A 25,024-nucleotide genomic window follows, 5' to 3' on the forward strand; every position below is an offset into this window, starting at 1 on the left:
ATGAGGCTCTCTGCATTCCCGAGTTCGAGACGAACTCGGCGCGGGCGGGAAATGCCCAGAAATGGGCATTTCCTGATCGCCCCCGCATCGTCGGGGTGCGCGTGGACGAACAGCACCCTCGACGCACCGTCGAACCATCCGGCGGGGCCGCTCATCTCTCCCCGCCTCCGGCCCGATACCACTCCCGCAGGCGCGCCTCGGCGGCCTCCTCGCCGATCGGCCCCTCGTCGAGGCGCAGTTCGAGCAGGAAGCGGTAGGCCTTGCCGACCGGCGGCCCGGGCGGCAGGTCCAGGATCGCCATGATCCGCTCGCCGTCGAGCTCCGGCCGCACCGCGGCGAGCTCCTCCGCCTCGGCGAGCTCGGCGATGCGCCGTTCGATGTCGTCGTAGGCGTGCTCGAGTCGTTCCGCTTTGCGCCGGTTGCGCGTGGTCACGTCGGCGCGCGTGAGGATGTGCAGCCGCCCGAGCTCCTCCCCGGCGTCGCGCACGTAGCGCCGCACCGCCGAGTCGGTCCACTGCTGATCGCTGTATCCGAAGAATCGCAGGTGCAGCTCGATCAGTCGCGAGACGCGCTTGATGGTGTCGTTGTCGAAGCGCAGAGCGCGCAACCGCCTGCGCGCCATCTTCGCGCCGACCACGTCGTGATGGTGGAACGTCACCCCGCCGCGCTCGAAGCGGCGGGTCGGGGGCTTGCCGATGTCGTGGAGAAGCGCGGCGAGCCTCAGGACCACGTCGGGACCCTTCCCGTCCTCTCCGCGTTCGAGCTCCAGCTCGATGGCCTGGCGCAGCACCGTGAGGCTGTGCTCGTAGACGTCCTTGTGCCGTCCGTGATCGTCCTGCGTGGCGATGAGATCCGTCAGCTCCGGCAGGAAGAGCTCGGCGAGGCCCTCGTCGACGAGCAGTCGGATACCGGGGACGGGATCCGCGGTGGAGAGGAGTTTGACGAGTTCGTCGCGGATCCGCTCGACCGAGACGATCTCGAGGCGATGCGCGAGCTCGCGCATCGCCTCCCGCACCTCGGGTTGCACCTCGAAGCCGAGCTGCGAGGCGAAGCGCGCGGCGCGCAGCATGCGGAGCGGATCGTCGGTGAACGAGGCCTCGGGCGCGCCGGGCGTGGCGATCCGGCCCGCGAGCAGATCCTCCATCCCGCCGGCGCCGCCGGCGGCGGCCACGTCCACCAGCCTCAACTCGGGGAGCATGAGGGCCAGCGCGTTGATCGTGAAGTCCCGCCGCACGAGGTCGTCCTCGATCGAATCGCCGTACGCGACCTGCGGCTTGCGCGAGTCGTCGCGGTAGGTGTCGGCGCGGTAGGTCGTGATCTCGACGCTCTCGCCGTGCACCTTCGCGGCGATCGTGCCGAAATCGCGCCCGACGTCCCAGACCTGCCTGGTCATCCCGGCGAGGATCGCGCGCGTCTCGTCGGGGCGGGCCGAGGTGGTGAAGTCGAGGTCGGTCACGGGCCGTCCGAGCAGCGCGTCGCGCACCGGACCGCCGACCAGTGCGAACTCGTGACCGGCGTCGCGGAAGGCTGCGGCGAGCTCCCGCACCGGGCTGCTCTCGGCGATGCCGCGCAGCGCGGACAAGGATTCGGCAAGAGGACGCATCCCTCCAGGGTAGCGCGGGGCGACCTCCGTCCAGGCGCCTGGAATGCCCGAAGCCTAGGATGAGTTGTACCCCTTGGAGACACCGCTTCACTGGTAAAGTCCGCGCGCGAGGAGCGTCATGCATCAGATCATCATCATCGGTTCCGGTCCCGCCGGCCTGACCGCAGGCATCTACGCCGCCCGAGCCGGGCTCGAGCCGGTGCTGTTCGCCAGCTCCGTGGAGCCGGGGGGCGAGCTGATGAACACCACCGATGTGGAGAACTTCCCGGGCTTCCCGGAGGGCATCCAGGGCCCAGAGCTGATGGAGAAGATCCAGGCCCAGGCGGAGCGCTTCGGCACGGAGGTCCGCTACGAGGACGTCACCGGGCTCGAGCTCGACGGAGAGGTGAAGCGGGTCACCACGAGCGACGGGACCGTGTACGAGGCCCGCACCGTCGTCTTCGCCACGGGCTCGGCCTACCGCAAGCTCGGCCTCGCCGACGAGGATCGGCTGAGCGGGCACGGCGTATCGTGGTGCGCCACCTGCGACGGATTCTTCTTCCGTGAGAAGACGATCGCCGTCGTCGGCGGCGGCGACTCGGCGATGGAGGAGGCGACCTTCCTGACCCGTTTCGCCGACAAGGTCTACGTCATCCACCGGCGGGACGAGCTGAAGGCGTCGAAGATCATGCAGCAGCGGGCCTTCGACAACGAGAAGATCGAGTTCATCTGGAACGCCGAGGTGGCCGGTATCCGGGGCGACGACAGCGTCACGGGCGTGACCCTGCGGGACACCTCCGACGGCAGCGAACGCGAACTCGCGATCGAGGGCCTGTTCGTCGCCATCGGCAACGATCCTCGCACGCATCTGATCCACGGTCAGCTCGAGCTGACGGCCGACGGCACGATCGCTGTCGACGGGCGCAGCTCCCGCACCAGCGCGGCCGGGGTGTTCGCGGCCGGCGACGTGGTCGATCCGAGCTACCGGCAGGCGGTGACCGCCGCGGCCTCCGGCACCGTCGCCGCGCTCGACGCCGAACACCATCTCGCCGCACTGGCGTCCGAGCCCGTGGGCGTCGGCGCACCGGTCGGCGGCTGATTCCCACACGAAGGAGCACCCAACATGTCAGAACCCATCACCGTCGACGAGCAGACCTTCGACAAGGTCGTCCTGCAGAGCGAGATCCCCGTCCTGGTCGACTTCTGGGCCGCCTGGTGCGGCCCGTGCCGCATGGTCGCGCCGGTGCTCGACCAGATCGCCGCGGAGCGGGACGGAGAGATCCGCATCGCCAAGGTGAACGTCGACGAGAACCCGAACCTCGCGGCCCGCTACCGGATCACCTCCATCCCGGCGATGAAGGTCTTCTCGGGCGGGGAGGAGGTGCGGGAGATCATCGGCGCCGTGCCCAAGCCGGTCATCGAGGAGCACCTCGCCGGTATCATCTGACCCCCGCGGAGACCACCCGCGTCGGGAGCCGGGTCTCCGACGGGGCTACGGCGCCGTCGGGGTCGCCCCGCCCGACGCCTCCGCGAGGGCGGCAAGGCGGTCGACGGAGGCCTGCAGCGACTCGGGGGTGTTCGCGCGAGCGCGCTCGAACCGGGTCGGGTCGGTGAGCTCCGACCAGTCGTAGCTGTGCCGTACCAGGCTTCCGCCCTCCGCAGCCGGTTCGATCTCCCAGCGCCAGAGGTGGCCGGGTGCTTCGTGCCCCGGAGGGGCCGGAAGCCAGGCGATGCGACGGGACTCCTCGAACTCCACGACCCGGTTCTCCCGGCGATCACCGGTGTGGATCCGCATCTCGAAGACGTCGCCCACGGCGCGCACGCGCTGACCGGGGGCCGCTTCGCGCAGGTTGTCGTTGCCATCCCACTCGGGTTGCCGTGCCGGATCGGCGATCAGCTCGAAGACGGTCGCGGGGTCCGCCCGCACCAGGCGCTCAACGGTGACGATTCGTGATTCCGGGCTCATGGGATCCAGTGAATCACACCGGAGCACCGCGCCGGATACCGATGCCTGTCGGATGCTCAGGAGAACCCCGGATCGCCGAGCTCGCCGAGGATCCGCTTGAGGTCGGCGATGGTGGCGAAGTCGATGACCACCTGGCCCTTCTTGGCGCCGAGCTTCACGCTGACACGGGTGTCGAAGCGATCGCCGAGGCGCTCGGCGATCTCGTCGAGCTGACCCTGGATCCCGCCGGCCCGCGGGCGCTTGCGCGGCTTCGCCTGCGGCAGTTCGCCGGCCGCGGCCTCGGCGGCGCGCACCGAGAGACCCTCGTTGACGATCTTGTCGGCCAGGCGCCGCATGCCGTCCGCGTCGCCGTCGAGGGCGAGGATCGCGCGCGCGTGCCCGGCCGAGAGCACCCCGGCGGCGACCCTCGCCTGCACTGGCTCCGGCAGCTTGAGCAGCCGGATCGTGTTGGAGATCTGCGGGCGCGAACGGCCGATCCGCTCCGCGAGCTGCTCCTGGGTGATGCCGAAGTCGCCGAGCAGCTGCTGATACGCCGAGGCCTCCTCGAGCGGGTTCAACTGCGCGCGGTGCAGGTTCTCGAGCAGCGCGTCCCGCAGCATGTGCTCGTCGGCCGTCGACCGGATGATCGCCGGGATGTCGCTCAACCCTGCGCGGCCCGCGGCCCGCAGGCGCCGCTCGCCCATGATGAGCTCGTAGCGGGGCTCGCCCGGTCCGGGCGTCGGCTCGATCGCACGGACGACGATCGGCTGGAAGACGCCGAACTCGCGCACCGAGTGCGTGAGCTCTTCGAGCGCCTCCTCGTCGAACTCGGTTCTCGGCTGCGCGCGATTCGGCACGATCTCAGAGAGGGGGAGCCTCGTCAGCGCCGCACCCGGGACCTCGGCGAGCGCTTCATCCGGCGGCGTCTCCCCCTGCCGCGACCCCGGCGCCGCGGCGCTCTCCTCCGACGAGAAGAACACATCCACCGGCCGGTCGCCCGCGGTCTGCGGGATCAGGGCGCCGATGCCGCGACCCAGCCCCCCGCGCTTCTTACCGGCCATCGTCGTGCTCCTTCGGGGTGGGCGCGCCGCGGCCGGCGATCTCGGCCGCGGCTTCGAGATAGGCGAGCGCGCCGATCGAGCGCGAGTCGTACGCGTGAACGGTCTGTCCGTAGCTCGGCGCCTCCGAGACGCGCACCGAGCGCGGGATGACGGCGTCGAGCACCTCGTCGGCGAAGTGCTCGCGCACCTCCTGCGCCACCTCCTGCGCCAGATTCGTGCGGGCATCGTACATGGTCAGCAGGATCGTCGAGACCCGCAACCGCGGATTGAGGTGCTTCTGGATGAGCTCGATGTTGCCGAGCAGCTGGCTCAACCCCTCGAGGGCGTAGTACTCGCACTGGATGGGGATGAGCACCTCGTCCGCCGCGACGAACGCGTTGACGGTGAGCAGGCCGAGCGAGGGGGGGCAGTCGATGAAGACGTAGTGGAAGAACCGGTCGCTGCTCGAGAGGAAGCTCTGCAGCGCGGTGCGGAGCCGCTGCTCCCGCGCGACGAGCGAGACCAGCTCGATCTCCGCGCCGGCCAGGTTGATCGTGCTCGGCACGCAGAACAGGCGCTGGTGATCGGTGCTGCGCTGGAGCGCGTCGGAGATGCCGCTCTCGCCGAGCAGCACGTCGTAGACGCTCGTGACCTCGGGCCGGTGGGGCACTCCGAGCGCGGTCGATGCGTTGCCCTGGGGATCGAGGTCGATCACGAGCACGTTCGCGCCGCGCCGCGCGAGCGCCGATGCGAGGTTGACCGTCGTCGTGGTCTTGCCGACGCCGCCCTTCTGGTTCGACACCGTGATCACGCGCGTGAGCTCGGGCAACGGCGACGGGGCCTCGTCCAGCAGACGCCGGCGCCGCACCCGGTCGGCGAGCTGGTCGCCTACCGGCGCATCATCGGCTTTGCTCATCGTTCCTCGTGGGGAGTCGGGGTTTCGGGGTTTCGGGAATGGACGAGCCAAGTCTACCCAGGCGCCGGTGGGATCGCGCTCCCGCCCGGGGTCTTTCGAAGTCGTCATCCTGCGTGTGCGAAGCGAATCGCAGGATCCACCCCGAAGGGATTCTGTAACTCGTCAACCGATCCCGTGACCGGGATCGCACGATTCGCTCGGAAGAGAACACGGCGTGTTCTCTCTCGAATCGTGGTGGCGCCACTGCGCCAGTACGGCGCGCAAAGCGATGCTCTGCTCCGAGCGCCTTGGTCCGCGGATCATCGGCGCACGCGGGCCCGGAACACCCTCGTGGTCTCGGCGAGCACCCCGGCCCCCAGCTCCTCGACCCGCGCCTCATCGACGCCGAAACGACGCAGCTGCTTCTGCGCGGCCTCGATCTCCGCGTCGACCGCCGCTCCTTTGAGCAGCAGCAGCTCCCCGCCGTCCCGGAGCAGCGGTGCGGAGATGGGCACCAGCTTGCGCAGGGCGGTCACCGCACGCGCGGTGACCTGGTCGGCCTCGAACGCTCCGTGGAACTCCTCCGCACGACCGCGCTGAACCGTGACGTTCGCCAGTCCCAGCCGGTCGGCCTGCTCGCCGAGCCAGGCGCAGCGGCGCTCCATGGGCTCGATCAGCCGGAAGCGGGCATCGGGGCGGACGATGGCGAGCACCAGGCCGGGCATGCCTCCGCCGGTGCCGATGTCGGCGACCGTGGCGTCCGGTTCGATCAACGGCGCGAGCACGGCGCTGTTGAGCAGATGCCTGGTCCAGAGTCGTTCCGGCTCCTTCGGTCCGATCAGGCCCAGGGGCTCTCCGCGCGCGCCCAGCTCGGCGGCGAAGGCGCGCAGGACATCGATACGCGGGCCGGCGATCGCCGCCGCCGCCGCGGGCTCTGCCTCGATCATGGTTTCACGTGAAACACGAGCGCGGTCTCCGACAACCCGCGCTACCGCTCGCTGACGACGAGACGCCGCGCACGCCCTTCGCCGCGGGACTCCGAGTGATACCCGCGCTCGGCGACGAGATCGTGCACGAGCTTGCGCTCGTAGGACGACATCGGCTCGAGCTCCACTTCGCTCCGGCCCGCCGCGAGCTGCGCGATCGCGGCATCGACCAGACCACGGAGCTCTCCGGCCCGCGCCTCGCGCGATCCGCCGATGTCGAGGATCAGTCGCGAGAACCGACCGGTCTCGCTCTGCACCGCGAGCCTCGTGAGCTCCTGCAGCGCCTGGACGGCGTCGGGGGTCGAGAGCAGATCGAGATCCTCGCCCCCGCCGGCGACCGAGAGATACGCCCGTCCGTTGCCGACCGAGAGGTCGAGATCCCCGTCGAGATCCGCGATGTCGAGCAGGCCCTCGATGTAGTCCGCCGCGAAATCGCCCTCGGCCTCGAGTTGCTCGACCGTCTGCTCGCCGGGTTGTTCAACCCCGACCTCGTCCTGCGGCTGCGCCGCACCAGCTTGTTCGCTCATCGTTCCAGCCTACTTCTTCGCCGTGCTCATGTTCTCGCCCTGCGCGCCTCTCCGCGGTGCCTATTCCCTCGCGGTACTCATTTTTTCTTCTTGGCGCGCTTCGCGCTCTTCGGCTGCTGCCGCTGGCCCTGCTGCGCCGCAGGCTTCTGCTCGCGGCCGGCGTCCTCCTCCGGCAGCTTGCCCTTCGCCTTGAGCCTGGCCTGGCGCGCCCGCCACGCCTCGCTGCCGGGAGTCGGCATGCTCTGGATCACGATGTACTGCTGTCCCATCGTCCAGAGGTTCGAGGTGAACCAGTAGATGTTGAGCGCCAGGGGGAAGGCGACGCCGGAGAACAGGAAGGCGAAGGGGATGATGTAGAGCAGGATCTTCTGCTGCCGGTACATCGGCGAGTTCTTGGTCTCGTCGGAGACGTTCTTCGACATGATCTGCAGCTGCGTGAAGAACTGCGACGCGATCATCAGGACCACGATGACGCCGAGCAGGATGACCACCGTCCACTGCCCCTGCTCCCAGCCCTGGGTGAAGGTCATCTTGAGCGGCGCGCCGAAGACCGTGGCGGCGTTGAAGCTCTCGGTGAGCTGCTGATCCATGAACGCGACGCCCTGCTTGCCCTCCGAGGCGCCGCGCAGCACGTAGAACAGGGAGAAGAAGATGGGCATCTGCACGAGGATCGGCAGGCAGGAGGAGAACGGGTTCGTGCCGTGCTTCTTGTAGAGGGCCATCGTCTCGCGACTCATGGCCTCGCGCGAGAACTGGTCGCTCTTGCCCTTGTACTTCTCCTGGATCTTCTTCATCTCCGGGGCGAGATCCATCATGCGGCGCTGCGCCTTGATCTGGCGCACGGTCACGGGGATCAGCGCCGAGCGCACCACGATCACCAGGCCGAGGATCGAGAGCACCCAGGTGAGCCCGGAGGCGGGGTCCATCCCGATCCAGGTGAAGAGCTGGTGCCAGAGCATCAGCACCAACTCGACCAGCCAGCGCAGCGGCCAGAGTAACGTCTCGATGAAATCCACCTGTGATCAGGCCTTTCGCTGAGCCGGGCGAACGAATCCGCGTGAATTGACAGAGAACTTGGGATGTTTGCGCTCGGGCGCGTCGTCGACGCCTCCGCGCGTCAGAGGATTGCAGCGGATGAGGCGCCAGACGGTGAGTACGACTCCGGCAACGAAACCCTGACGTTGAAACGCGTCACAAGCGTAGCGGGAACAACTGGGATAATACCTGCAGACCTGCCCGTAGAGGGGGGAGATCACCGCTCGGTAGACGAGCATCACGGCAATCGCCGCGTTGCGCGGCAGCAGCCACAGCTCGTACAGGATCCTCACGATCGCACTCGGCGATCCTGTTGCCGGTGCAGTTTGGCGAGGAGCCTGAGGATCTCGTGCTGGAGCTCGCCGAAGTCGGCGGCGGCGCTGGCCGGGAGCGCACGGATCACCACGTCCGCTCCCGCGCAGCCCTGTTGGAGCGCGTGATCGGCCACCGCCTTCATCCTGCGTCTGACGAGGTTGCGCGTGACCGCGTTGCCGACCGCCTTCGAGACGATGAATCCGAAGCGGGCGGGGGCCGAGGGATCCTCACGGGCGTTCACATGCATCACGCAGTAGGCTCCGCCCGAGCGGGCCCCCCCGCGAACGACCCGACGGTAGTCGTCGCCCCGGGTGATCCGATGCTGCCGCGCGGGCACTGGGACGCGATCAGGCGGTGAGCTTGCTGCGACCCTTGCCGCGCCGGGCCGAGACGATGGCGCGTCCGGCGCGGGTGCGCATGCGCGCACGGAATCCGTGCACCTTGGCACGACGTCGGTTGTTGGGCTGGAACGTACGCTTGCTCATGATCGTTGAGACTCCGTGACTGCAGAACTCGGACTGTTGGGCGCTGCCGCGATCGGAACAGGGATCCCGGAGCAGAGGTCATGCGGACGACTCATCTGCATGAGGCCCACTACAAGAGGATTATTCTACGTGCCTCGTCCCGCTGAGTCAAAGCGGAACGGAGAGCAAAATACTCAGTAGACACCATCGAGGTCTGCCGCACCCTTGTCCGGTCGGCGTGTCGCCCAAATCCGACTTGCCTGTGGAGAATTCTGTGAGTACCGTTGTCGCTATTGTTCCTGGCTCGGCGATATCACTCCCTGGAAGCGACCGTATCGCCCCGAAACTGTTCGCTCCGTCGAATGCCCGGAGCACAGCTACCGGGGTCGTCGCACGTCGTCGGTAGCCGAGATCAGCAATAGCCGAAGCGACCGTGGTGGATGAGTGACTGAAGACGATGTGCAGCGCGTATGGGCGCAGGTCACCCGCTCAGTGATGGCTGATCCCGAGGTCGGTCCGACGGTCGGCGCCCAGTTGGCTCTTGCGGTGCCGCGCGGGGTCGGCGCGGGCACGCTCTACCTGGCGGTGCAGCACGAGTTCACTCTGAAGCTGCTCGAGAACCGGCTGCGGCCGGCGATCATGAGCGCCGTGGCCGGCCTCCCCGAGGCGGCCGAGATCAAGAACTACATCGTGCTCGTCGATGCAGAGGTCGAGCCGGATCTCGACCAGGATCCGGAACTCGAGCGGAGGGAGGACTCGGTCCCGAGCAGCGCGCCGGTCCGCCCGGTCGAGGAGTTCATGAGCCGCAGCGGGACGGGCGATCCGGGCGAGAGCCATCTCAACGACAAGTACCGTTTCGACACCTTCGTGATCGGACAGTCCAACCGGCTCGCGCACGCGGCGGCGGTCGCCGTCGCCGAGGCCCCGGGGCGCGCCTACAACCCGCTGTTCATCTACGGCGACTCCGGACTCGGGAAGACCCATCTCCTGCATGCGATCGGTCACTACGCCCGCGAGCTCTACGACGGGATCCGCGTCCGCTATGTGAGCTCGGAGGACTTCACCAACGATTTCATCAACTCGATCGCGAACAACGAGGGAGCGGCCTTCCACACCCGCTACCGCAGCGTGGACCTGCTGCTCGTGGACGACATCCAGTTCCTGGAGGGCAAGGCGGAGACGCAGGAGGCCTTCTTCCACACCTTCAACACGCTTCACGATCACAACAAGCAGGTGGTCATCACCAGCGATGTCCAGCCGAAGCAGTTGCGCGGCTTCGAGGACCGCATGCTGTCGAGATTCGAGTGGGGTCTGCTCACCGACATCCAGGCGCCCGACCTCGAGACCCGGATCGCGATCCTGCGGAAGAAGGCCCAGAGCGAAGGCATCGATATCGGTCACGACATCCTGGAGTTCATCGCCTCCAAGTTCACGTCGAACATCCGGGAACTCGAGGGCACGCTCATCCGGATCACCGCTTTCGCCAGCCTGAACGGCCAGCAGATCGAGATGCCCCTCGTCCACACGGTGCTGAAGGACCTGATCACCTTCGACGAGGACAACGAGATCCAGCCGAACGACATCGCCAGCCACACCGCCGAGTACTTCAACATCGCCCTCGACGACCTGTACGGGCCCTCCCGGGCGCAGCAGATCGCCACGGCCCGGCAGATCGCGATGTACCTCTGCCGCGAGCTCACGCCGCTCTCCCTTCCGAAGATCGGCAACCTCTTCGGCGGCCGCGATCACACGACCGTGATGTACGCCCACAAGAAGATCGCCCAGCTCATCGCGGAGCGGCGCTCGATCTTCAATCAGGTGACCGAGCTGACCACGAAGATCAAGCAGAGCACGCGGTAGCCGTCGACGCCGTTGTCCACAGGATACGTCTCTTCTGTGTATAACTCGGAGCAAGTCGCCGGTAGTTGTGCACAAGGCCCGTAACCTTGTGGATACCTGCTGTTTCCCAAACTTCCGCATCATCCTGCGGATCCAGGATTATTCGTCACCTCATCACAACTCACACGGGTGTAGTTTCCCCGTGCTTTCTGGGAAGCCGTGAGTTATCCACATTTTCCACAGGGGTTATTACTATTACAGTTACCCATCACAACGAATCGATATTCGATCACAGGATCGGCGAACTCCTCCGAGCGGACGATCCGGACGAACGATCCTCCGCGGCAGGATCAGATGCTCTCGATCCGGGAGTGTGCAAAGATTGTGGGGCATCACCACCCTGCGCCGGCCCGGGTCGCGCACCCGTTTGCTCGAGGAGCCTCCATGCGTTTCATCGTCAACCGCGACATCTTCAGTGAGGCGGTGTCGTTCGCCGCGAAGCTCCTTCCGCAGCGGCCGACGCAACCGCTCCTCAGCGGTGTGCTCATCGAAGCGGCCGACGGCGAGTTGACCCTCTCGTCGTTCGACTATGAGACCTCGGCTCGCACCTCCGTCGCTGCGGAAGTGCTGGAAGGCGGCCGTTCGCTGGTCTCCGGTCGGCTCCTCGGCGAGATCGCCCAGCGTCTGCCGCACTCCGATGTGGAGGTCTCCCTCGACGATGCGCGCGTGCAGTTGCGCTGCGGATCCGCCTCCTTCGGACTGCCGGCGATGCCCGTGGAGGAGTATCCTCAGGTGCCGAGGATCGACACGGTCTCGGGCGCGGTTCCCGCCGAACTGTTCGCCGACGCGGTCGCACAGGTCTCCCTCGCCGCGTCGAAGGACGATGTCACTCCGGTCATCACCGGGGTCCAGCTGGAGATCTCCGAGAACTCCCTGACGCTCACCGCCACCGATCGGTACCGGGTCGCGACCCGGCGCATCGACTGGGAGCAGCAGGGCGCCGATGCGCACCTCTCCGCACTGGTGCCCTCCAAGGTCATCGTGGAGGTGGGGAAGTCCTTCTCCGGGTCCGGTACGGTGAGCGTCTCCATCGTCAAGGACGGAGAGCGCGAGCTGATCGCGTTCAGCGCGGGAAACAAGACCGTCACATCCCTGCTGATCAAGGGCAACTACCCTCCGGTCGGCCGGCTCTTCCCCGAGGGCATCGAGAACTACGCGGTGGTGAGCACCGCTGATCTCGTCGAGGCGGTCGGACGCGTGGGTCTGGTGCTGGAGCGCGAGGCGGCGCTGCGATTCTCCTTCGTGGAGGGACGGGTGACGCTGGAGGCCGCGGGCACCGAGGCGGCGCAGGCCGTCGAGACGCTCGATGCGCATCTCGTCGGCGATGAGATGGTCGTGTCGCTGAAGCCCCAGTTCCTGCTGGACGGACTGCGGTCGACGCACGCGGAGTTCGCGCGGATCGGCTTCACCCGCACCGAGAATGCGAGCAAGCCGGGACCGGTGCTCATCACGAGTCAGCGGAGCAAGGACGATGCCGGCGAGGAGAGCTTCCGCTACCTGCTGCAGCCGAATCTGCTCCTGCGGTAGCGGAGCCCGCCCATGCGGGTCGAGCACCTCTCCCTCACCGACTTCCGTAACTACGGCCGGGCGGATGTCGAGCTGGTCGCAGGACACAATCTGATCATCGGCCGCAACGGGCAGGGCAAGACGAACCTCGTCGAGGCGATCGCGTATTTCTCCTCACTGCGTTCTCATCGCGTGAGCCAGGAGTCCGCGCTGATCCGCATGGGCCAGGAGTCCGCGGTCCTGCGGATGCGCGTCGTGGCGAACGGTCGAACGGGGCTCCTCGAGTCTCAGATCAATCGGGGCGCCGGCAACCGCGCCCAGGTCAATCGCAACGCGGTCAAGCCCAGAGAGCTCACACGCTGGTTCTCCTCGGTCGCCTTCGCGCCCGAGGATCTCACGATCGTCCGGGGGGAGCCGGCGCTGCGACGTCGGCTGCTCGACGAGGTGCTGGTGATGCGCAATCCCTCGCTGGCCGGAATCCTCGCGGACTACGACCGGGTGGTTCGCCAACGGAACTCTCTGCTCAAGTCCGCGCGGGCGAGCGGGGTGCGCACCGCGGCGGACGCCACGCTCGGCGTCTGGGACGATCAGCTCGTGGAACTCGGGAGTCGGATCCAGTTCGAGCGGCGCTCGCTCGTCTCGCTGCTGACGAGGCCGGTTCAGGAGGCCTATGCCGCGCTGGTCGGCGCGGATCACGCCCCGAAGCTGCGGTTGCTCGAGTCCGGCGAGCCGGAGCCGAGCGCGGCGCGGTCGACTCCTTCGCCGTCGGGCGCTGATGTTTCACGTGAAACAGAGCGGGCGGATCCTGCTGGAGACGATTCGGGACTCCGGAGCGACGGCAGAGGTGCGGACGATGGTGTTTCACGTGAAACGTTGGCCCTGCGGTTGCGCGACACCCTCTCCCGTCTGCGCCATCAGGAGTACGATCGAGCGGTGACGCTCGCTGGACCGCACCGGGACGATGCGCTCTTCGAGCTCAACGGGCTTCCGGTGAAGGGATACGCCAGCCACGGGGAATCCTGGTCGTTCATCCTGTCGTTGCGTCTGGCGATCGCGGAGACGCTTCGAGTCGAATCGATCGCCGGGGATCCGGTGATCATCCTCGACGATGTGTTCGCCGAGCTCGACGCCGACCGACGATCCAGGCTCATGAGCGCGGTGAGCGGCTACGAGCAGGTGATCGTCACGGCCGCGGTCGAAGAGGATGTGCCGAGCGATCATTCCTGGCACCGCATCAGGATCGCGGGCGGCGAGGTGCTCGATGCGCACTGAGGAGGTCGTCTTCGCGTCCGAGGCCTATCAGAGGGCCAAGGCCCTGTGGAAGGGACGGATCCCGCCGAGCAGGACTCGCCGGGTCGTCGCCGGCACCGAGCGGAGCGTGCCCTTCGGCAAGGGGAGGGATCCGCGGAGTCTCGGAGAGCTGCTCGACCTGGCCGCGCGCGACATGGGATGGACCGTGGAGCTCGACCAGGCGAGACTCATCTCGGACTGGCATCGCTTCGTCGGCGATGCCATGGCCGCCCACACCGAGGTGATCGAGATCCGGGACGGCGCTCTGGTGGTCCAGTGCGATTCGACGACCTGGGCTACGGAACTCCGGCGCCTCCGTGGAGAGATCCTGACGCGCATTCTGGACGCCTACCCCGAGGTGGAGCTGCGAGAACTGCGATTCCTCGCGCCGGGCGCGCCCAGTTGGAAGCACGGTCCGCGCTCGGTGCCGGGACGGGGACCGCGCGATACCTACGGGTGATCGGGGGAGGGGAGGATCGACCCTTGAAGACCCGGTGCGCCGCTCCTCCGAGAGGCCGGTTCGCGCCGGGCCGTGCGAGGGGAGGGGGGCGATCCTCCACCGCAAACGCCTCGCAACGGCGCGGAACAGGCGCGTCCGTGCGCGAAAATTGGTAGGCTAGGGTGCAGAATCATCCGGTTGGGAAAACGACGCTCTCGTGTCCCGTGCCGGGGGTTACTGTGCAGGGACCGGTGCTCTGCGGGTGTCTCCGAAGACGGAGGGGACCTCACCGATGGTGAGGGCTCCGACGACGACGCAGCGAGAGATCCGCAGGATGCCCGGATATGCGGAGCGGACCCCCGACGCGGAATACGGGGAGCGGCAGAGGGAACTCATTCATCAATGACTTCAGAACAGGCTTCGGCCGCAGACGAATCGAGCAGCGCGAACCCGAGTTCAGAAGCAGCAGAGACCGTGGAGTACGGTGCCGACGACATCCAGGTGCTCGAGGGGCTCGAGGCGGTCCGCAAGCGGCCCGGCATGTACATCGGCTCGACGGGTCCCCGGGGCCTCCACCATCTCGTCTACGAGATCGTGGACAACTCGGTGGACGAGGCGCTCGCCGGCTACTGCGACACGATCGCCATCACGATTCTCGAGGACGGAGGCATCCGCGTCGTCGACAACGGGCGCGGGATCCCGGTGGATCCGCACCCCACCGAGGGTCGATCCACCGTCGAGGTCGTGCTGACCGTGCTCCATGCCGGCGGCAAGTTCGGCGGCGGCGGCTATGCGGTCTCGGGAGGCCTGCACGGAGTCGGATCCTCCGTGGTGAACGCGCTCTCGAGTCGGTTCGAGGTCGAAGTCCACCGACAGGGTTTCACGTGGAACATGTCGTTCACCGGGAGCGTTCCGGACGCGCCGCTCGCCAAGGGCGGGCCCAGCGAGGCGACCGGCACGACGATCACCTTCTGGCCCAGCGCCGACATCTTCGAGACGATCGACTTCGACTACGGCACACTGCGCACCCGGTTCCAGCAGATGGCGTTCCTCAACCGCGGGCTGCGGATCTCGCTCACCGATCTCCGTCCGCAGGAGGCGGTCGAGACGCCGGACGGCGAACTGGTGGCGCCCCCCGCGCCCCGCGACGAATTCCACTACGAGAAGGGGATCGAGGACTACGTCCGCTACCTGAACACCGCCAAGCGCGCCGAGATCGTGCACGAGGAGATCATCTCCTTCGAGGCGGAGGACGCCGAGCGCAAGATCGCGGCCGAGATCTCGATGCAGTGGACCACCGCGTACACCGAGAGCGTCCATACCTATGCGAACACGATCAACACGCACGAGGGCGGAACCCATGAGGAGGGCTTCCGCGCCGCGCTGACCACGTTGATCAATCGGTACGCGCGGGAGAAGAACCTGCTGCGCGAGAAGGACGACAACCTCTCGGGAGACGACGTGCGCGAGGGTCTCACCGCGGTCGTGTCGGTGAAGCTGGGCGAGCCGCAGTTCGAGGGGCAGACCAAGACCAAGCTCGGCAACACCGAGGCGAAGGCCTTCGTGCAGAAGGTCGTGGGAGATCGGCTCGGCGACTGGTTCGAGCGCAATCCCTCCGCGGCGAAGGACATCATCCGCAAGGCGATCCAGGCCGCCACCGCCCGCCTCGCGGCCCGCAAGGCACGGGAGACGGCGCGCCGCAAGGGGCTGCTCGAGTCCGGCGGGATGCCCGGCAAGCTCTCGGACTGCACGAGCAAGGATCCGAGCGTCTCCGAGATCTTCATCGTCGAGGGAGACTCGGCCGGCGGTTCCGCGAAGACCGGGCGCAACCCGGAGACGCAGGCGATCCTCCCGCTGCGGGGCAAGATCCTGAACGTGGAAAAGGCCCGTCTCGACCGGGCGCTCGGCAACGCCGAGGTGCAGGCGATGATCACCGCCTTCGGAGCGGGGATCGGGGAGGACTTCGATCCCGGGAAGACCCGATACCACAAGATCGTGCTCATGGCCGATGCCGACGTCGACGGACAGCACATCACCACGCTGCTCCTCACGCTCCTGTTCCGCTACATGCGCCCCCTCATCGATCTCGGCTACGTCTATCTGGCTCAGCCGCCGCTCTACCGCATCAAGTGGACCAACGCCGACGACGAGTACGTGTTCAGCGACGCCGAGCGCGACGAGCGCCTCGAGGCCGGCGCCCAGGGGGGGAGGCGACTGCAGAAGGAGAACGGGGTGCAGCGCTACAAGGGTCTGGGCGAGATGAACTACGAGGAGCTCTGGGATACCACGATGAATCCGGTGACCCGCACCCTGCTGCAGGTCACCATGGATGACGCGGCCGCCGCCGACGAGATCTTCTCCACGCTCATGGGCGAGGACGTCGATGCGCGCCGCGGCTTCATCCAGCAGAACGCGAAGGATGTGCGCTTCCTCGACATCTGATCGAACCCGCGTACGGCGACCGGACGAGCGTCCGAGCCGGAACGCGAGGGAAGAGGCCAGCCGCGCATGAACCCGAAAGATACGAGATGACCGAACAAGAACGCACCGAGCCGGACGCGACGGGGGAGCAGCCCCAGGGGGAGCCCGTGCACGGACGGATCGATCAGGTGGACCTGCAGCTCGAGATGCAGCGCTCCTACCTCGACTACGCGATGAGCGTCATCGTCGGCCGGGCCCTCCCCGACGTGCGCGATGGACTGAAACCCGTGCACCGCCGGGTGATCTACACGATGTACGACGGCGGCTACCGGCCGGACAAGGCGTTCTCGAAGTGCACGCGCATCATCGGCGACGTCATGGGGCAGTTCCATCCGCACGGCGACAGCGCCGTCTACGACTCGCTCGTGCGCCTGGTGCAGCCCTGGGCGATGCGCTATCCGCTCGCTCTGGGTCAGGGCAACTTCGGCTCGCCCGGCAATGACGGCGCGGCCGCGCACCGGTACACGGAGACCAAGATGGCGCCCCTGGCCATGGAGATGGTCCGCGACATCGACGAGGACACCGTCGACTTCCAGGACAACTACGACGGCCGCACCCAGGAGCCGACCGTCCTCACCTCGCGGTATCCCAATCTGCTGGTGAACGGGTCGGTGGGCATCGCGGTCGGCATGGCGACCAACATCCCGCCTCACAACCTCCGAGAGGTCGCCGACGCGGCCATCTGGCATCTCGAGCATCCGGAGGCGGGCCGCGAGGAGCTGCTCGAAGCGCTGATGGAGCGGGTGAAGGGCCCCGATTTCCCCACGGGGGCGCAGATCCTCGGCACCAAGGGCATCCGCGACGCCTACCGCACCGGGCGCGGCTCCATCACGATGCGCGCCGTGGTGACGATCGAGGAGATCCAGGGCCGGACCTGCCTCGTCGTCACCGAGCTGCCCTATCAGGTCAACCCCGACAACCTGGCGATGAAGGTCGCCGAGCTCGTCAAGGAGGGACGCCTGCAGGGCATCGCGGACATCCGCGACGAGACCAGCGGCCGGACCGGTCAGCGACTCGTCATCGTGCTGAAGCGCGACGCCATCCCGAAGGTGGTGCTCAACAACCTCTACAAGCACACGCAGCTGCAGGAGAACTTCGGCGCGAACATGCTCGCCATCGTCGACGGCGTGCCGCGCACGCTCGCGCTCGACGGCTTCATCACCGCCTGGGCCAGGCACCAGGTCGAGGTCATCGTGCGCCGCACCGCGTTCCGGCTGCGGAAGGCCGAGGCGGAGGCCCACATCCAGCGCGGGTACCTCAAGGCGCTCGACGCGCTGGACGCGGTCATCGCGCTGATCCGTCGCTCGCCCACGGTGGAGGAGGCCCGCGAGGGCCTGATGGAGCTGCTCAGCATCGATCAGATCCAGGCCGATGCGATCCTCGGACTGCAGCTGCGCCGCCTCGCCGCGCTCGAGCGTCAGAAGATCCTCGAGTACGCGGCGAAGCTCGAGGCGCTGATCGCCGAGTACGAGGGCGTGCTCGCGGCTCCGGAGCAGCAGCGGTCGATCGTGGTGGAGGAGCTCCGCGGCATCGTCGACAAGTTCGGCGACGAGCGGCGCAGCGAGATCCTGCACGGCTTCGACGGCGACATGTCGGTCGAGGATCTGATCCCCGAGGAGGAGATGGTCGTCACCATCACCCGCGGCGGCTACGTCAAGCGGACCCGGATCGACAACTACCGCTCGCAGCATCGCGGGGGCAAGGGCGTGAAGGGCGCGCAGCTGCGCGCGGACGACATCGTCGAGCATTTCTTCGTCACCACGACGCACCACTGGCTGCTGTTCTTCACCAACACGGGGCGGGTCTACCGGGCCAAGACCTACGAGGTGCCCGAGGGCGGCCGCGACTCCAAGGGGCAGCACCTCGCCAACCTGCTGGCGCTCGCGCCGGACGAGTCGGTCACGCAGGTGCTCGATCTGCGGGACTACTCGGGCGAGGGCTATCTGCTCCTCGCCACACGGGACGGCCTGGTGAAGAAGACGCTGCTCGCCGAGTACGACAGCAACCGCACCGGCGGCATCATCGCGATCAAGCTGCGGGAGGGCGACGAGCTCGTGCAGGCGCTCATCGCCGAGGCCGACGACGACGTGCTGCTGATCTCGCGGCAGGGCATGTCGGTCCGGTTCACCGCCTCCGATCAGGCGCTCCGGCCGATGGGCCGGTCCACGAGCGGTGTGCGGGGCATGAACTTCCGCGAGGGCGACGCGCTGCTCGCGGCGTCGACCATCGGCAACAGCGAGGACGGCTACGTCTTCGTGGTGACGGAGGGCGGCTACGCCAAGCGGACCGCCGTGGGGGAGTACCGCGTGCAGCAGCGCGGCGGCTACGGCATCAAGGTGGCGAAGCTCGACGAGACGCGCGGCGATCTCGTCGGCGGGTTCATCGTCGGAGACGGCGACGAGGTCCTCGTGGTGCTCGCCAGCGGCAAGGTGGTGCGTTCGAGCGTCGACGAGGTGCCGGCCAAGGGACGCAACACCATGGGGGTCGTGTTTGCGCGTTTCCCAGAGGGTGACCGTATCATTGGGATCGCACGCAATTCGGAGCGCGGCCTCGATGACGACGAGTCCGAAGCGCCTTCGACCGAGGTCGAGCCCACCGAGGGCCCGAGGCCCGCCGACAACGAGGAAGACCTGAATGAGTAACACTGTCGCCGATAGGCTGGCCAAGAAGTCGAGAAAGAAGGCGCCGGCGAAGCAGGTGCGCCTGAAGCTGGTGTTCGTCGACTTCTGGTCTGCCGTGAAGTTCTCCTTCTTCGTCTCGCTGTGCCTGGCCATCGTCGGCGTGGTCGCCACGGTCCTGCTCTACGTCGTCCTGCTCTCGACCCAGGTGCTGGCCCAGCTCGACGAGCTCTTCATGGACATCGTCAGCGCGGAGCAGAGCCTGATGGCGCTGATCGGCTTCCCCCAGGTACTCGGATTCTCGATCGTGATCGGGATCCTCACGATCATCGTGGGGACCGCGCTGGGCGCGATCAGCGCGTTGATCTACAATCTGCTGGTGCGCGTGCTCGGCGGGTTCCAGTTGGGCTTCACCAGCAGCTGAAGCGCCCGAGGGCGGATCGTCGCCGCTCCGGGCGAGACGATTTCACAAACAGGCCGTACATCGGGTAGGCTCGATTTTCGGTCACGGGGCTATAGCTCAGGCGGTTAGAGCGCTTCACTGATAATGAAGAGGTCCCAGGTTCAAGTCCTGGTAGCCCCACTGCGAAGAGAGTCGAGGGGAGTGGAAGCCCGCTTCCGCTCCCGGTTCTCGCGCAGCTCCGGCACCCCTGCGGGTTCCGCGGGTCCTTAGCTCAGTTGGTAGAGCGCCTGCTTTGCAAGCAGGATGTCGGGAGTTCGATTCTCCCAGGATCCACAGTTTCGGGCGTACTGGAACCGCTGACATCGGCGCATGCGGCTTCGGGCATGGGGGCGGCGAGCCGCTCGGCCCTTCAGGCGTCAGTGGACGACTACATGGCCGGCATCGTCGAGGCCGAGAGGGATATGGCCTGCGCCGAGCACGGCGAGCATCGCCGCCGCCGGTGTGGGAACGCCGGGGGCGAGGCAGGCGGCGAACACTTCCGCGGCGTATCCGAAGAGCACTGCCGTCACCGTGTCGACGGCGATGCTCCGACCGTCGGTATCGATGAAACCGGGAAGACTCGTACCGGTGGCCACGTCCACGAAGGCGGGTCGCAGCCGGGCGGCGATCTCGTTGCGCAGCGTGCCGTAGTCGTCGTCGCCGCCGGGGATGGGACACCGAGGGCTGAGATTGAGGAAGAGACCTTCGGATCGCTCGTACCGAGCCCGCGCCTCATCTCGGTCGGCAAGTCCGGTCACGGCCACGCCGCTGACGATCGCGTCGCCGGCAAGCGTTCCGGCGTTACGCGTCACGTCGATTCGAGCGAGGTCGGTGGCGGCTTCGCGCCCGGCAGACAACGCCCGATCCCGCGCCGCGACCGCCCCGGGAATCGACGCATACGGCTCGCGTTCCCCCAGCGGCACGCCGCCGTAGCGCAGGAAGAGGTCGAGCGGTTCGGCTGCTGACTGGTGCATGTCGCCGCCGTCCCAGGGATCGTCAGGAACCTCGGACACCGCATCGCGGTTCGTATGCATGACGACCGATCGCCCGGCACCTGCGACGCCGATCACGAGATGGCTCGGGAGCCGGAACTGGACGTCGGGCTCCTGGGACCGCGCGATGATGCGGTCGACATCGTGCACCTCCGTCACGCCGACGCGCAGCCCGTTCGACAGCCGCAGCAGCCGCACGAGGCCCGCGGGGAGTGTCACGCCGAGAAGCGACTCTGCGACGGCGAGGTCAACCTCCGCGGCGCCGGGGCGCACGGCGCCGCGGCCGAGCCGACGGATGAGATCGTCGCGCGTGAGATCCCGCACCTCGTCGAGAGAGCTTCTCGTCATGGTCATCCTTCTCCATGGTTCACGGAAGGCCGATGTGCCGGCGGTGCTGAGGGGGGCCCTTGGACCAGAGTATCCGGTGCGTCGAAGTCGAGGAGGTTGGCGGGGTCTGGTGCGGACTCAGCGGACCGCATCGCCCGACGCGACGAGGAACGTCCTCCGTCCGGTTCCGATGGGGCGGTCGGGCAGGTGCGCCGTTGACCTGCCGCAGCACCGAGCAGGCAACGCAATGACCCGACCGTTGACCGAGGAACTGCTGTGCGACCGTCGACACCGAAGACGAGGGACGAAACGACGACGCGGCACGGTATTTCGGGCCTGCTCCCGTAGCGGTCGAGGGACTCCACGATCGACGACCCAGGCCGGACCGAGGCTTCGCATCCCTGCCGTCGCCGGGGCGGTGCTCACCTCGCGGACCGGGCCCGGGCCGCGAGCAGCATCGTCTCCTCGAGCGTCGCGACGTCCTCGGTGATCGCCGGAGCGCGTGTCAGCGGTGCGAGCGCGGAGCTCAGCTCGCCGCGGTCCGCGCCCGGGACCCGCAGGGTGCGGCCGTCGAGCAGCGCGGGGATTCCCGCGTCGCGGAGCAGCGCAAAGGCCTCCTGCCACTGCTCGGTCGTGACCGTCAGCGAGGCGTGCGCCGCGGCTTCCCGGACCTCCTGGTGCCGCGCGCCCCCGACGAGGAGGGGTCTCCCGGCACGCGCTACCTCCTCGCGATCCTCGCGGCGCTGGAGGATCCCGGGATCGGACCCGGCTTCATCGGGCTCGTCCGCGGACTGGGCACCCACGAGGAGTCCCGGCGCATCTTCCTCCGCTTCGTCGGCGAAGAACTCCTCGGGCGGGTGGCGCCGCAGCTCGACTCCGATCGTGCGGAGGAGCGCGTGGCGCTCGCCGGGTCGCAGCTGCTGGGTCTCGTGGTCGCCCGTTACGTGCTCAGGATCCCGCCGCTCGCCGGGCTGTCGATCGAGCAGGTCGCGCGGACCATCGGGCCGAGCATCGACCGCTACATCCTCGGAGATCTCGACTGGGGCGGTGACGCCGGCGGGATCGCCTGAGCAGTCGCCGACCGGCTGGGTCTGTCGTCGATCCCGGTGCGGCGGTAGCCTGAGGGAGTCCGGTGCCCGCCGTGCGCGTCAGAGGAGAGCAGCGAGATGAGTCGGCTTCGATACTCGATCAACGTCACGCTCGACGGCTGCTGCCACCATGAGGCCGGTCTCCCGCCGGACGATGAGTCGATGCGCCACTGGACCGAGGAGATGGCGCAAGCCGATGCCCTGCTGTTCGGGAGGACGACCTACGAGATGATGGAGTCGGCGTGGCGGAAGCCGGCCGACGGCAACTGGCCCGACTGGATGGAGGAGTGGGAGGTCCCGTTCGCCGAGGCCATCGATCGTGCGAAGAAGCACGTCGTGTCGAGCACGCTGACCTCGGTCGACTGGAATGCCGAGTTGGTGCGCGGAGACCTGGAGCAGGCTGTTCGGCGGCTCAAACAGGAATCGGGCCGACGTCTCTGGGTGGGCGGGGTGACGCTTCCCCTGGCGCTGGCCGATCTGGGGTTGATCGACGAGTACGAGTTCCTCGTGCAGCCCGTCCTCGCAGGACGCGGGCCGACGCTGCTCTCCGGCCTGCGCGAGCGCATCCGGCTCGAGCTCCTGGATCGCCGGGAGCTCCGCTCGGGGGCCGTCGTCCTGCGATACCGGCCCGCGCGCCCCGGCCGGGCCTGACCCGTTCCGACCGGGCTCGAGCCCCAGCCGGACCGACGCGGGTCGGCCGATCGGGGATCCGTCAACTCAGCTCGCTCTCGACGTAGTGTCGCAGGGCATCGCGCACGAAGGTCGCGCCCTCCGGCCCGCCGTAGTTCGCGGCGAAGCGCCCGTCCGAGACGTACAGCTCTCCGAGCCCGAGCAGGTAGCCGACGAGATCCCCGTCCGTGTCGTGCGCCGGGGTGCCCGGCATCGCGCGCAGCCAGTCGACCTGGCGCCCGGCCAGTTCCCGTGCGGCCGGTGAGGCGGGATCCTCGCCTCGCTGCGCGGCGGCGGTCCAGTCCGGTCCGAGCTGCCGCAGCAGCAGCACGCGCTGCAACCGCAGGATCGAGGCGTTGTCGTAGTAGCGGTACCCGTTCGGACCCACGCGACTCGGCCGGAGCAGCCCGATGCTGTCGTAGTGCCTCAGCGTGCGCGAGGTCGTTCCCGCGGCCCTGGCCACCTCCTGGATCGAGTACTCCATCGTGCCCTCCTCTCGCGGTCCGGACGTCGCGGCGCTTCGACCCGACACGCTCAACGGTAGGGGTTGACGCAGCGGCAAGGTCAAGCGACGCAGACGTCCGAACCGCATCCGAGCGCACTCGCAGCCCGGGTCTCCCGATCCGAATGACTTCCGGGCCGGCTCACCGGCGCCGCTCGCGAGGCTCGATTCCGCTCTCGCCGGGGGTGACGAGCCCTGACTCGTAGCCGAGGATCACGAGCCGCGAACGGTCTCGTGCCGCCGGCTCGCCCCGTAGCCGGCTCACGTAGGAGCCGGCCGGGCTCAGGCCCCGCCGCGCAACCGGTGCTCGGCGAAGGCGACGGCCCGCGCCACCCCGGCTGAGCGGCCCTGATCGGCCAGCAGACCCGGGATGAACGCCTCCGGAGCGGGGTGCCACGGCAGGTCCGCGAGGTAGGCCTCGTGGGCGGAGAGCGAGGCCACGGCGCGACGCTCCGCCGCCTCGTCGACCGCCACGTAATGGGTCGGCGCCGTGCCGGTCAGGAGCAACCGGCTCGTCCCCCAGGGTTCGAGGCCCTCCTCCAGCAGCTCCGGGAACACCCAGCGGTTGTCGGCGTCGCGCACCGCGTCGATCGTGGCGAGCCCCGCCGCGCGGTGATCGGCGTGGTCGAGCCCCCACGGGGTGCGCAGCTCGCCCGATCCGCTCACGACCGCGTCGGGGCGGAACCGCCGGATCTCGCGCGCGATCGCGCGCCGCAGCTCCAGGCCGTACTCGACGGCGCCGTCGGGCAGACCGAGGATCGTCAGCTCCTCGGCCCCCACGGCGTCGCAGGCCAGGCGCTGCTCGCGGCGCCGCAGCGGACCGGCCTCCTCGGGCGGCCGCCGCATGCCGGCCTCGCCGGCGGTCAGCAGCAGGTAGCCCACGCGGACCCCGAGATCCGTCCAGTGCGCGACGGCGGCCGACGTGCCGTACTCGGCGTCGTCGGGATGCGCCACCACCACCAGGATCCGGCTCAGCCCGGCGGGGTCGAACTCGTCGAGAGCGGGAGGCCGCGGCGTTCCGTTCATGCCTCCCACACTACGCTCCGGTCGGGCGCGGGACGAGGAGCCGAGCCGGGCGCTCCGACGCCGGGCGCCGGCGCGTGCTCATCGCGCGCCGTAGAGCCGGGCGACGAAGGCGATGAGCTCGCCGACGGCGCCCGGAGGATCGTCGCGCCACCAGGCGATCCGCACCGGGATCCTCGGAGCATCGACGATGGGCCGGAACACGACGCCCGGACGCGGGTGATGCACGGCGGTGGCCTCCGAGGTCGTTCCGACCCCGAGCCCGGCGGCGATCGCGGTGAGCCATTCCTCGACGTCCGAACTGTCGACGAAGCGCGCCGGGGCGTGCTCGCCGTGCCAGAGGATCTGGGACGTGGTGCCCGTGCGCGGGTCGGTGAGCACGGTGCGCCCCGCGAACTCCCGCAGGCGCAGCGTGCGTCGCCGTCCCCAATCGGGGTCGTCCGCGGGGAAGGCGGCGAGCCGCCGTTCGAGCCCGACCACGACGCTGTCGAAACGGCTCGCGTCGGGAGCGACGCGCAGGATCGCCGCGTCGCAGCGGCCCTCCGCCAGGCCGGAGGTGGGCGAGTTGTGGCGGAGGAGACGCAACTCGACGTCGGGGTGGCTCTCCGGCCAGCCCCTGATGAGCTCGGTCGTGTGCCCGCCCAGCGCGGCCCAGGCGTAGCCGACGCGGATCTGGCTCTGCTGTTCGCGCGCCAGCGTCTCGAGGCGCGACGCCTCCGCCAGCACGCGACGCGCCTGCGGCAGGAGCTGCTCGCCGGCGGCCGTGGCCTCGCAGCCGTGCCGGCCGCGGCGCAGCAGCTGGCGCCCCAGAGAGCCCTCGAGCGCGGCGATCCTGCGCGACACGGCCGCTTGCGAGACGTGCAGCTCCGCGGCCGCGGCGGTGAGCGAGCCAGCCTCCGCGGCGGTGACGAAGCAGCGCAGTTCGCGCAGCGACCAGTCCATACGATCAGCGTATGGAT

25 protein-coding genes and 2 tRNA genes are annotated in these 25,024 nt (G+C 68.4%); 13 read left to right on the plus strand and 14 right to left on the minus strand.

Features of this window, described 5'->3' with window-relative positions; all coding sequences use genetic code 11:
* Positions 1–151 precede the first annotated feature (151 nt).
* Positions 152–1,603 (minus strand): CCA tRNA nucleotidyltransferase, encoded by a 1,452-nt coding sequence (locus tag J4H92_RS04760; protein WP_208096668.1) that lies wholly within the window; start codon positions 1,601–1,603, stop codon positions 152–154.
* 118 nt (positions 1,604–1,721) lie between these two features.
* On the opposite strand from J4H92_RS04760, the gene trxB reads away from it, so the two are divergent.
* Both trxB and trxA read left to right on the plus strand, forming a co-directional pair.
* Positions 1,722–2,681 carry a thioredoxin-disulfide reductase gene (trxB, locus tag J4H92_RS04765; protein ID WP_208096669.1) on the plus strand — a complete coding sequence of 320 codons (960 nt, stop codon included), beginning with the start codon at positions 1,722–1,724 and terminating at the stop codon, positions 2,679–2,681.
* Positions 2,682–2,705: 24 nt separating this feature from the next.
* The gene (gene trxA, locus J4H92_RS04770) at positions 2,706–3,029 is read left to right on the plus strand and encodes a thioredoxin (RefSeq protein ID WP_208096670.1); all 324 of its coding nucleotides are present in this window, start codon (positions 2,706–2,708) and stop codon (positions 3,027–3,029) included.
* 45 nt (positions 3,030–3,074) lie between these two features.
* On the opposite strand, the gene J4H92_RS04775 is transcribed toward trxA, so the two are convergent.
* The 9 genes from J4H92_RS04775 to rpmH form a co-directional block, all read right to left on the minus strand.
* Positions 3,075–3,548, minus strand: coding sequence for an SRPBCC family protein (locus J4H92_RS04775; protein ID WP_208096671.1), 474 nt, complete (start codon positions 3,546–3,548; stop codon positions 3,075–3,077).
* 56 nt (positions 3,549–3,604) lie between these two features.
* On the minus strand, positions 3,605–4,588 hold the full coding sequence (locus J4H92_RS04780; RefSeq protein ID WP_208096673.1) for a ParB/RepB/Spo0J family partition protein: 984 nt from the start codon (positions 4,586–4,588) through the stop codon (positions 3,605–3,607).
* The gene (locus J4H92_RS04785) at positions 4,578–5,483 is read right to left on the minus strand and encodes a ParA family protein (protein ID WP_208096675.1); all 906 of its coding nucleotides are present in this window, start codon (positions 5,481–5,483) and stop codon (positions 4,578–4,580) included. Before J4H92_RS04785 ends, J4H92_RS04780 begins: the two co-directional genes overlap by 11 nt.
* Positions 5,484–5,782: 299 nt before the next feature.
* Positions 5,783–6,409 carry a 16S rRNA (guanine(527)-N(7))-methyltransferase RsmG gene (rsmG, locus tag J4H92_RS04790; protein ID WP_208096677.1) on the minus strand — a complete coding sequence of 209 codons (627 nt, stop codon included), beginning with the start codon at positions 6,407–6,409 and terminating at the stop codon, positions 5,783–5,785.
* Between the two features lie 41 nt (positions 6,410–6,450).
* Positions 6,451–6,975 (minus strand): Jag family protein, encoded by a 525-nt coding sequence (locus J4H92_RS04795; RefSeq protein WP_208096679.1) that lies wholly within the window; start codon positions 6,973–6,975, stop codon positions 6,451–6,453.
* 77 nt (positions 6,976–7,052) lie between these two features.
* On the minus strand, positions 7,053–7,991 hold the full coding sequence (yidC, locus tag J4H92_RS04800) for a membrane protein insertase YidC (RefSeq protein ID WP_208096682.1): 939 nt from the start codon (positions 7,989–7,991) through the stop codon (positions 7,053–7,055).
* A gap of 6 nt (positions 7,992–7,997) precedes the next feature.
* Positions 7,998–8,303: a membrane protein insertion efficiency factor YidD gene (gene yidD, locus J4H92_RS04805; protein ID WP_208096684.1), complete on the minus strand. Its 306-nt coding sequence runs from the start codon at positions 8,301–8,303 to the stop codon at positions 7,998–8,000.
* Positions 8,300–8,662, minus strand: coding sequence for a ribonuclease P protein component (gene rnpA, locus J4H92_RS04810; protein WP_208096686.1), 363 nt, complete (start codon positions 8,660–8,662; stop codon positions 8,300–8,302). The genes yidD and rnpA overlap by 4 nt, the downstream gene beginning before the upstream one ends.
* Positions 8,663–8,672: 10 nt before the next feature.
* Positions 8,673–8,810: a 50S ribosomal protein L34 gene (rpmH, locus tag J4H92_RS04815; protein WP_208046400.1), complete on the minus strand. Its 138-nt coding sequence runs from the start codon at positions 8,808–8,810 to the stop codon at positions 8,673–8,675.
* Positions 8,811–9,233: 423 nt separating this feature from the next.
* On the opposite strand from rpmH, the gene dnaA reads away from it, so the two are divergent.
* The 9 genes from dnaA (at position 9,234) to J4H92_RS04860 (ending at position 19,758) form a co-directional block, all read left to right on the plus strand.
* On the plus strand, positions 9,234–10,649 hold the full coding sequence (dnaA, locus tag J4H92_RS04820) for a chromosomal replication initiator protein DnaA (RefSeq protein WP_208096688.1): 1,416 nt from the start codon (positions 9,234–9,236) through the stop codon (positions 10,647–10,649).
* Between the two features lie 423 nt (positions 10,650–11,072).
* Positions 11,073–12,215 (plus strand): DNA polymerase III subunit beta, encoded by a 1,143-nt coding sequence (dnaN, locus tag J4H92_RS04825; protein ID WP_208096690.1) that lies wholly within the window; start codon positions 11,073–11,075, stop codon positions 12,213–12,215.
* Positions 12,216–12,227: 12 nt separating this feature from the next.
* Positions 12,228–13,466 (plus strand): DNA replication/repair protein RecF, encoded by a 1,239-nt coding sequence (recF, locus tag J4H92_RS04830; protein WP_208096692.1) that lies wholly within the window; start codon positions 12,228–12,230, stop codon positions 13,464–13,466.
* The gene (locus J4H92_RS04835; RefSeq protein ID WP_208096694.1) at positions 13,456–13,944 is read left to right on the plus strand and encodes a DciA family protein; all 489 of its coding nucleotides are present in this window, start codon (positions 13,456–13,458) and stop codon (positions 13,942–13,944) included. The genes recF and J4H92_RS04835 overlap by 11 nt, the downstream gene beginning before the upstream one ends.
* 381 nt (positions 13,945–14,325) lie before the next feature.
* Positions 14,326–16,365, plus strand: a complete 2,040-nt coding sequence (gene gyrB, locus J4H92_RS04840; RefSeq protein WP_208096696.1) for a DNA topoisomerase (ATP-hydrolyzing) subunit B — start codon at positions 14,326–14,328, stop codon at positions 16,363–16,365.
* Between the two features lie 86 nt (positions 16,366–16,451).
* Positions 16,452–19,046: a DNA gyrase subunit A gene (gene gyrA, locus J4H92_RS04845; protein ID WP_208096698.1), complete on the plus strand. Its 2,595-nt coding sequence runs from the start codon at positions 16,452–16,454 to the stop codon at positions 19,044–19,046.
* Positions 19,039–19,446: a DUF3566 domain-containing protein gene (locus J4H92_RS04850; protein WP_208096700.1), complete on the plus strand. Its 408-nt coding sequence runs from the start codon at positions 19,039–19,041 to the stop codon at positions 19,444–19,446. Before gyrA ends, J4H92_RS04850 begins: the two co-directional genes overlap by 8 nt.
* Positions 19,447–19,531: 85 nt before the next feature.
* Positions 19,532–19,605, plus strand: a tRNA-Ile gene (locus tag J4H92_RS04855).
* A gap of 80 nt (positions 19,606–19,685) precedes the next feature.
* Positions 19,686–19,758, plus strand: a tRNA-Ala gene (locus J4H92_RS04860).
* A gap of 83 nt (positions 19,759–19,841) precedes the next feature.
* Here the strand turns inward: J4H92_RS04860 and J4H92_RS04865 are convergent.
* The gene (locus J4H92_RS04865) at positions 19,842–20,804 is read right to left on the minus strand and encodes an SMI1/KNR4 family protein (RefSeq protein WP_208096702.1); all 963 of its coding nucleotides are present in this window, start codon (positions 20,802–20,804) and stop codon (positions 19,842–19,844) included.
* A gap of 629 nt (positions 20,805–21,433) precedes the next feature.
* Between J4H92_RS04865 and J4H92_RS04870 the strand changes: the two genes are divergently transcribed.
* Positions 21,434–21,853: a TetR/AcrR family transcriptional regulator gene (locus J4H92_RS04870; RefSeq protein WP_208096704.1), complete on the plus strand. Its 420-nt coding sequence runs from the start codon at positions 21,434–21,436 to the stop codon at positions 21,851–21,853.
* Positions 21,854–21,949: 96 nt separating this feature from the next.
* Positions 21,950–22,522 carry a dihydrofolate reductase family protein gene (locus J4H92_RS04875; RefSeq protein WP_208096706.1) on the plus strand — a complete coding sequence of 191 codons (573 nt, stop codon included), beginning with the start codon at positions 21,950–21,952 and terminating at the stop codon, positions 22,520–22,522.
* Positions 22,523–22,583: 61 nt separating this feature from the next.
* Here the strand turns inward: J4H92_RS04875 and J4H92_RS04880 are convergent, their stop codons facing one another.
* From J4H92_RS04880 to J4H92_RS04890, 3 genes are all read right to left on the minus strand, one after another.
* Positions 22,584–23,024 carry a MerR family transcriptional regulator gene (locus J4H92_RS04880; protein ID WP_208096708.1) on the minus strand — a complete coding sequence of 147 codons (441 nt, stop codon included), beginning with the start codon at positions 23,022–23,024 and terminating at the stop codon, positions 22,584–22,586.
* Positions 23,025–23,324: 300 nt separating this feature from the next.
* Positions 23,325–24,068: a PIG-L deacetylase family protein gene (locus J4H92_RS04885; protein ID WP_208096710.1), complete on the minus strand. Its 744-nt coding sequence runs from the start codon at positions 24,066–24,068 to the stop codon at positions 23,325–23,327.
* A 78-nt stretch (positions 24,069–24,146) separates the two neighbouring features.
* Positions 24,147–25,007 (minus strand): LysR family transcriptional regulator, encoded by an 861-nt coding sequence (locus J4H92_RS04890; RefSeq protein WP_208096712.1) that lies wholly within the window; start codon positions 25,005–25,007, stop codon positions 24,147–24,149.
* Between the last annotated feature and the right edge of the window lie 17 nt (positions 25,008–25,024).

It is taken from the genome of Leucobacter weissii (assembly GCF_017565745.1).
Taxonomy (GTDB): Bacteria; Actinomycetota; Actinomycetes; order Actinomycetales; family Microbacteriaceae; genus Leucobacter; species Leucobacter weissii.